Origin of the sequence: Gordonia polyisoprenivorans NBRC 16320 = JCM 10675 (assembly GCF_000241325.1) — a bacterium.
Taxonomy (GTDB): Bacteria; Actinomycetota; Actinomycetes; order Mycobacteriales; family Mycobacteriaceae; genus Gordonia; species Gordonia polyisoprenivorans.
This window is the reverse complement of the sequence record NZ_BAEI01000034.1, coordinates 1-7369: the sequence shown is the minus strand read 5'-3', so window position 1 is coordinate 7369 and position 7369 is coordinate 1. Positions and strand designations below refer to the sequence as shown.

At 62.2% G+C, this 7369-nt stretch carries 4 protein-coding genes and 1 pseudogene; 4 read left to right on the top strand and 1 reads right to left on the bottom strand.

Going from position 1 to position 7369, the window contains the following annotated elements; translation table 11 throughout:
• Positions 1-102: 102 nt before the first annotated feature.
• The 4 genes and pseudogenes from GOPIP_RS10435 to GOPIP_RS10410 all read left to right on the top strand — a co-directional run bounded on the left by GOPIP_RS10435 (position 103) and on the right by GOPIP_RS10410 (position 5522).
• The gene (locus tag GOPIP_RS10435; RefSeq protein ID WP_005194691.1) at positions 103-711 is read left to right on the top strand and encodes a TetR/AcrR family transcriptional regulator; all 609 of its coding nucleotides are present in this window, start codon (positions 103-105) and stop codon (positions 709-711) included.
• Between the two features lie 91 nt (positions 712-802).
• The gene (locus tag GOPIP_RS10430) at positions 803-3826 is read left to right on the top strand and encodes an MMPL/RND family transporter (RefSeq protein ID WP_005194693.1); all 3024 of its coding nucleotides are present in this window, start codon (positions 803-805) and stop codon (positions 3824-3826) included.
• A gap of 113 nt (positions 3827-3939) precedes the next feature.
• Positions 3940-5066, top strand: a pseudogene (locus GOPIP_RS29430) (IS3 family transposase).
• Between the two features lie 105 nt (positions 5067-5171).
• Positions 5172-5522: an integrase core domain-containing protein gene (locus GOPIP_RS10410; RefSeq protein WP_005194698.1), complete on the top strand. Its 351-nt coding sequence runs from the start codon at positions 5172-5174 to the stop codon at positions 5520-5522.
• A gap of 323 nt (positions 5523-5845) precedes the next feature.
• On the opposite strand, the gene GOPIP_RS10405 is transcribed toward GOPIP_RS10410, so the two are convergent.
• Positions 5846-7104, bottom strand: a protein-coding gene (locus GOPIP_RS10405) for an IS3 family transposase (RefSeq protein WP_085949121.1) whose coding sequence is annotated in 2 segments (ribosomal slippage) — positions 5846-6759 and positions 6759-7104 — 1260 coding nt in all. Because the reading frame shifts where the segments join, the coding sequence is not laid out codon by codon here.
• Positions 7105-7369 lie beyond the last annotated feature (265 nt).

Below are 7369 nucleotides of genomic sequence, written 5' to 3'. Positions count from 1 at the left end.
GTCCTCTCTGCGGTCCTCGTTCGGTGTTCGAGCACTCGCAGTTTCGTTCTGTTACCGACGGTATCGTTTGTGCTGTTGGTCTGGAGCGGGAAGTGGGCAAGGGTGGAGATCGCCGATATCGATGATGTGGACCCGAGGCGGGTTCGCTCGCGGGCGCGGTTGTTGGATGCTGCCGCGACCCTGCTCAGCAGCGGTGGGGTCGAAGCGGTCACCGTGGAGGCTGTAACCCGGCTATCTCGCGTAGCCCGCACCACGCTGTATCGACATTTTGAGAGCACCACGGACCTGGTGGCAGCAGCCTTCGAGCGGTTGTTGCCTCAGGTGGACAACCCTGAAACCTCGCAATCGATTCGCGATGACCTGGTCACATTGATGCAACGCCAGGCTGCTCTCATCGAACAGGCTCCGTTGCAGTTGACCACACTGGCTTGGTTGGCAATGGTTCCCAAGCAACCTGGCGAAGAACCAAACGCATTGGGGCCGTTGCGGATGCGCGTAGTCAACCAGTACCGAGAACCCTTTGATCGAGTGTTGACAAGTAGCGCGGCCGCCGCTGAACTCGACGATCCGGACTTGACCATGGCGATCACTCAGCTGGCAGGCCCTCTGGTCTTCGCCAAGCTCACCGGGATTCGCGCGATGGATGTCGCTGATCTCGAGCGCCTCGTCGATGACTTTCTTGCGGCGCACAGGCGGCGCCCGCCTACATAGCCTCACCGCCTTCCACTTTTACGCTACAACTTGTAGCGTAGCGCTACCGATGGTTCCACTGTGGGCCAGATGAGTTGGTGAGGTACTGCGTATGGTGGTCCATCGTCCCGATGACAAGCGCTTGGCAAGGCGGCCGTTGGTCGAGCGCAGCGAGTACAGCTCCACGTTGGGACGAATCGCGCGGTTCACTTTGACGCACAAGTCCCTGGTCATCGGGGTGTGGATAGCTGTCGGGGTGGTGTTGGCGGTGCTGTTTCCTCAGTTGGAGACGGTGGTGCGGCAGCAATCGGTAGATCCGATCCCTGCAGGGGTTCCGTCCTTTCAAGCTCTTGATCAAATGGGTGGCGCATTCGGGGAAAAGGGCGCTAAGACCACTGTCTTCGTGACCATGGAGAACCCGAATGGGCTTACAGAGGTCACGCGAGAGCGATACGACGCGTTGGTCCTACAGCTCCGTGAAAATTTTGACGATGTGCAATCGGTTCGTGACTTGCTGTCGGATCCGATCACTGCCCGCCAGGCGTTGAGTGAGGATGGCAAGGCCTGGTATCTGCCCGTCGGGGTCTCGGGGACCCTGGGCGGTCCGGCGGCGACTCATGCGGTGGAAACCGTCCGCGAAACCGCACGCCGGGTGTTTGAAGATACTGGTACCGCGGTTCATGTCACCGGACCCGCAGCCACCTTCAGTGATCAGATCGTGAGTGCCGAGAGCGACCTGGTCGTGATCACTTTGGCCACAGTCGCGCTGATCGCCCTGATCTTGCTGGTGGTGTACCGATCGCTGTTCACAGCACTGGTGCCGTTGCTGGTGATTGGTGTCAGCCTTGGGGTGGGCCGCGGCGTCTTGTCCGCACTAGGTGAGCTCGGAATGCCGGTGTCTCAGTTCACCGTCGCATTCATGACGGTCATTCTGCTCGGGGCCGGGGTGGACTACTCAGTCTTTTTCATCAGCCGCTATCACGAGCGGTTGCGCCAAGGCGCGCCTACCGCGGATGCTCTTGTGGACGCTACAGCGACGATCGGACGGGTCATCTTGGCCTCGGCGGCGACGGTGGCACTGGCATTCCTGGCTATGGCGTTCGGCGAACTGAGCGTCTTTTCCACCTTGGGTCCGGCCTGCGCGATCGCGATCCTCATCGGGTTCCTCGCCACTGTCACCTTGCTGCCGCCGGTGCTGCAGTGGGCAGCCCGCTTCGGTTGGGGCAACCCCCGACGAGACCTCACGCGCAAGTACTGGAATCGCGTGGCGGTGCTTGTCGTCCGCCGCCCAGTCCCCCTTCTCGCTATAACGATGGTGGGGCTGATCGTGCTGAGCACGATCGCGATGGGTATCCACATCACCTATGACGACCGCCAGGGCCAACCCGCGACGACCGACAGCAACCAGGGATATGCGCTGCTTGACCGCCATTTCCCCACAGATGTGACGGTTGCTGAGTTTCTTGTGGTGGATGCGCCGATCGACCTACGCACCGCCAGCGGACTTGCCGACCTCGAGCAGATGGCTTCGCGGGTATCCCAAATTCCCGGGGTGACTCGCGTCATCGGCGTCACCCGCCCCACCGGCGACAAACTCGAACAGGCCGAGCTGTCGTGGCAGAACGGTCAGATCGGGGACCAGGTGGCAGGCGCCGTCGCAGACGGCCAGCAACGAAAAGGCGACCTCGAGCAGTTGCGCTCCGGTGCCAACCAGCTCGCCGACGGGCTGGCCCAACTCGACACCCAGCTACGCCTCAACCTGACGCCACTCGCCGGTATCCTCACCCAAGCAAGCACCGCCGGTCAACAAATCCAGCAGTACCAACCACTCCTGCGCCAGCTCGCCGCGTCCGCGCCCGCACTCGACCGCGCCTCACAGAACGCCCCACAACTTGCCGCCCTGACCCGCCAAACATCCGCGGCGCTGACAACAGTGACCTCAATCCTACCCCTCCTCGACTCAGCGCCCTGGTGCGCCCAAGTCCCCCAGTGCGCAACCCTGCGCGCACAGATTCGCGACCTCAACGCCACACTAGGGAGTGGACTGCTCGACCAGATCACCACCCTGTCAACACAACTCGCACAACTAGACACACCCCTCACGACGGTCACCGACCAACTCACCGCAACCGTCAACTCCCTCAACTCCACCCTGAGCACCATCAACAACCAAGACCTGCCCGCTAAGATCACTCAACTCCAAACTGGCGTGAGTCAGCTCGCCGCAGGATCACGACAACTCGCCGACGGCGTGTCCGCGCTGATCGACAGCAACCTTCAGCAACTAGCCGGGATGGCCACCCTAGCCACGCAACTCCAAACCTCCGCCCGCGAAACCGCCGGAACAGACTCCGCGACCGGCTTCTACCTGCCACCTCAAGCCAACGCAGACCGCCGCTTTGTCGATGTCGCTCGCCAATTCGTCTCGCCCGACGGCCATACCGTGCGCTACGCAATACAAACCAGCTTCGACCCCTACAGCACCGAAGCCATACAACTGACCAACACCATCACCGATGTTGCAAACGCCGCCAGACCGAACACCACCCTGGAGGACTCCCACATCGCAATCGCCGGATTCCCCGCCATCAACGCCGACCTGCAACGCCTACTCGCCGACGACTTTCAACTCCTGGCACTGGCAACCCTCATCATCGTCGGCCTGATCCTAATCCTTCTCCTCCGAGCACTCATCGCACCGCTGTATCTCCTAGGAACCGTCGTCCTCAACTACACCGCGGCACTGGGCATCGGCGTCCTAATCTTCCAACACATCCTCAAAACCGAGATCGCCTGGCCTGTACCGCTATTGGCTTTCATAGTCCTCGTCGCCGTCGGCGCAGACTACAACATGCTGCTCATCTCTCGCCTACGCGAGGAATCCCAGAACAACATACGAATCGGCGTTCTACGAACCGTCACCAACACCGGATCGGTCATCACCTCGGCCGGCCTCATCTTCGCTGCCAGCATGTTCGGCCTCATGGCTGGCTCGATCTCCATCATGACCCAAGTTGGACTGATCATCGGTATCGGACTACTGCTCGACACCTTTATAGTGCGCACCATCGTCGTGCCGGCCATCGCGACACTACTAGGCAAAACCAGCTGGTGGCCGAACAACGAAACCGTTTAACGTACTCCTGGTTTAGTTCCCCAGTATCCGCGCGGGACTGTCGCTAGGGACTGCTGCACGGATAGGTGACATCTGATCTGGCTTGCCTTCGGGCGGTCGGGAAGGATGTAGCTGTGCCCAAGCCGTACCCCCAGGAGCTCCGAGACGATGCGATCCGGGTGGCTCGTGATCGTGGAGAAGGCGTCACGATCGAGCAGGTCGCCAACGACTTCGGTGTGCACCCGATGACGCTGCACAAGTGGATGCGACGCGCGAATATTGATGGGGGCCGCAGCCCTGGCGTGACCTCGACCGAGTCCGCTGAACTGCGCGAGGCCCGTAAGCGGATCCGCCTGCTTGAGCAGGAGAACGAGGTGCTGCGTCGAGCGGCGGCGTATCTATCGCAGGCGAACCTGCCGGGAAAAGGCTGTACCCGCTCGTGAAAGAGCTCGCCGCCGACGGGATTGCCGTCGCGTGTCGTGTCGGGTACTTCAGCTCTCGCGCCAGCCCTACTACCGGTGGCTGGCCAGCCCGGTCACCAATGCCAAGCTGGCCGCGGCGTATCGGGCGAATGCCCTGTTCGATGCCCACCGCGAGGACCCGGAATTCGGCTACCGATTCCTCGCCGGGGAAGCCGCCACCGTGGGTGAGTCGATGGCCGAGCGGACCGCGTGGCGGATCTGCCGCGACAACGCCTGGTGGTCGGTGTTCGGCAAGAAGCGAGGTCGTAACGGCCGACGACCGGGACCACCAGTCCACGATGATCTGGTCCAGCGCGACTTCACCGCCGAGGAGCCACATCGGTTGTGGCTCACTGGTATCACCGAACACCACACCCGTGAGGGCAAGCTCTATCTGTGTGCAATCAAGGACGTGCACTCAGGGCGGATCGTCGGCTACAGCATCGATTCCCGGATGAAAGTCCCGACTGGCCGTGGCAGCGTTGCACAGCGCGCTGGCCCGTCGTGGTGAGGTGGCCGGCTGCATCGTTCACTCGGATCGAGGGTCACAGCTCCGGTCGCGGAAATTCCTACACGCCTTGAATACTCACGGTCCAACGGGGTCGATGGGCAAGGTCGGGGCGTGAGGGGACAACGCAGCTATGGAGATCTTCTTCGCGCTCCTGCAACGCAACGTGCTCGACCGTCAACGCTGGGACACCCGTGAACAGCTACGGATCGCAATCGTCACCTGGATCGAACGGACCTACCACCGCCGGCGCCGGCCACCACATCGGCCGAGAATCAGACCCGGCGGCTGATGCGACTGGCCGGGGTCCGCGGAGTGCAGCGGGCAGCGAAGGCTTTCACCACCCGTCCCGACCCGACCACGGCCAGACCTACCGACCGAGTTCAGCGACAGTTTCGTGCCGATCGACCCAACCAGCTACGGGTCGTCCCAGCTATGGGTCGTCGACATCACCTGCGTGCGAACCTGGCAGGGCTTCGCCTACACCGAATTTGTCACCGATGCCTGCACCCGCGTGATCGTCGGTTGGCATGTTGCGGCTACCATACGGACCGAGCTGATCAGGCAGCGTCGGCCTTGGCGCACCGTCGAGCAGGTGGGGCTTGCCACCTGCGAATGGGTCTGGTGGTACAACCAACAGCGTCTACACGAAGCGCTCGACTATCAACCACCCACAGAGTTCGAGGCCGCCCTCAACGGCGCCTCAGCTATCTGCGAGTCGGCCGCCCCGGCCCTCGCAACCACATAGGAACTAAACCTGGGGTACTTCATGGTCTTGCGTCGACCAAATGAACCCCCAATACATATCGCTGGCCTATGCCGACCGGCTGATCGAGTTTAAAGTCGACCCCTCGGTCAGCACTGTGCGCGACTCCTCCGACAACACTCTCGCCGAAGCGTCAGGTACCGCGAGTGTCATTTGCCACGGTGAAGGGACCGCTGTGAGCTGATTTTTGCCATCGGGATGGGACCACCTGGATTGCCAGTTATGGGACCACCGGCGCGTTGCGCTGGTGGTCTCTTGTTTTGTCCGTTGGGCCTTGACCCCGGATCTTGGACACAGGGTGGGATTTATGCTGCGTGTAGAAGTGTAGCAGCGTAACGGTTTTCGTAGGTGAGTGGTGATTGGTGCCCGCACCACGAGTGTCTTCGGCGGTTGTTGTAACGCACGAGCCACCCAAAGACTTCACGCCGGCAGGTGAACTCATCGGGCCAGGACTGCTCATCTTGAAGGACCTCGCGTTTGAGCGTGGCGTTGAACGACTCGGCCATCGCATTGTCGGCGCTGGTGCCCACCGCTCCCATGGACTGGGTCACGCCGAGTTCAGCGCACAGGTTGGCGTAGGCCTTGCTGGTGTAGACCGAGCCGTGATCGGAGTGAAAGACCGCTCCCGACAACGACCCTCGCGTCTGTTGTGCCGCTTGCAAGGCATCGGCAACGAGATCGGTGCGCATATGATCGGCCACCGCCCACCCCGTCAACCGTCGGGAGTAGCAGTCGATCACCGTAGCCAGGTACAGGTTGGAGCCATCGGCGATCGGCAGATACGTGATATCGCCGACATACACCCGGTTCGTGGCGGGCGCGGTGAAATCGCGTTCCACCAGGTCAGGGACTATGCGATCGGCAGGTTCAGGGATCGTGGTGACCACACGACGGCGCCGCCGATAACCGACAATGCCGTGGGCGCGCATCACCCGCGCCACCCGTTTGTGATTGACCCGGTTCTCCAGCGCCACCCCATCGTTGAGTTCCGCGGTAATCCGCGGTGCACCACAGGTGCTGTCACCATCGTGAACCTCACGAATACGTTGCGCCAAAACATGATCAGCTTCCGCACGAGCCGCCCGGCGCGGGGCCGCCTTGCGCCAGGCGTAAAACGACGAACACGCGATCTCGAGGAGATCGCATAGCCACTTGACCGGGTAGGTGTCGAGGTGGTCGGCGACGAACTGGAAGCGGCTCACCAGTTCGTCTCCCCGGCGAAATACTTGGCCGCCTGACGCAAAATCTCCCGTTCGGTGCTCAGCTTGAGCTTCTCGCTACGCAGTGCCGCGTTCTCCCTCTCCAACCGTGCGATCTTGGCCTCAGCGCTTTCTGGCCCCACCACAGCGGGCCCATCGCCGTTGCGGGCCTTGAGCGGGCTGACCGCCCCGCTGCCATCGGCAGCGGTCTTGCGGCCGGTGCCGTAGCGCTCAAGCCAGTGACGCAACGTGCCGCGCTCGACCCCAAGATCGGCGGCGATACCGCGCACCGTGGCCCCGGGGGTCGACTCGTACAAGTCCACCGCGTCCTGACGAAACTGCTCTGAATAGTGTCTCCGAGCCATACCTTGATCATCTCGCTTCTCCCCGCGAACTGCGGGATTCAACGTGTCCAAGGTCCGGGGTCAGGTCCCGTTGACTCGGCCGTGACGAGCAGTCATGGAAGGGGCGGCGGCATGGGCTATCGGGAGGTTGCTGTGGAAGAGATCAGAGAAGTCCTGCGGTTGTGGCTGGGTCTGGCGGTGGGGTTACCGTCGCCGGGGCTGCGCACGATCGCCGCGCATGCGGGGGTGTCCGTGGCCATGAGAAAGTCCCCACTGGTGGGGGGTT

Bases quoted from the DNA above. Each gene is read 5' to 3' on its own strand.
- GOPIP_RS10430 (WP_005194693.1), top strand. From the start codon at position 803: ATGGTGGTCCATCGTCCCGATGACAAGCGCTTGGCAAGGCGGCCGTTG.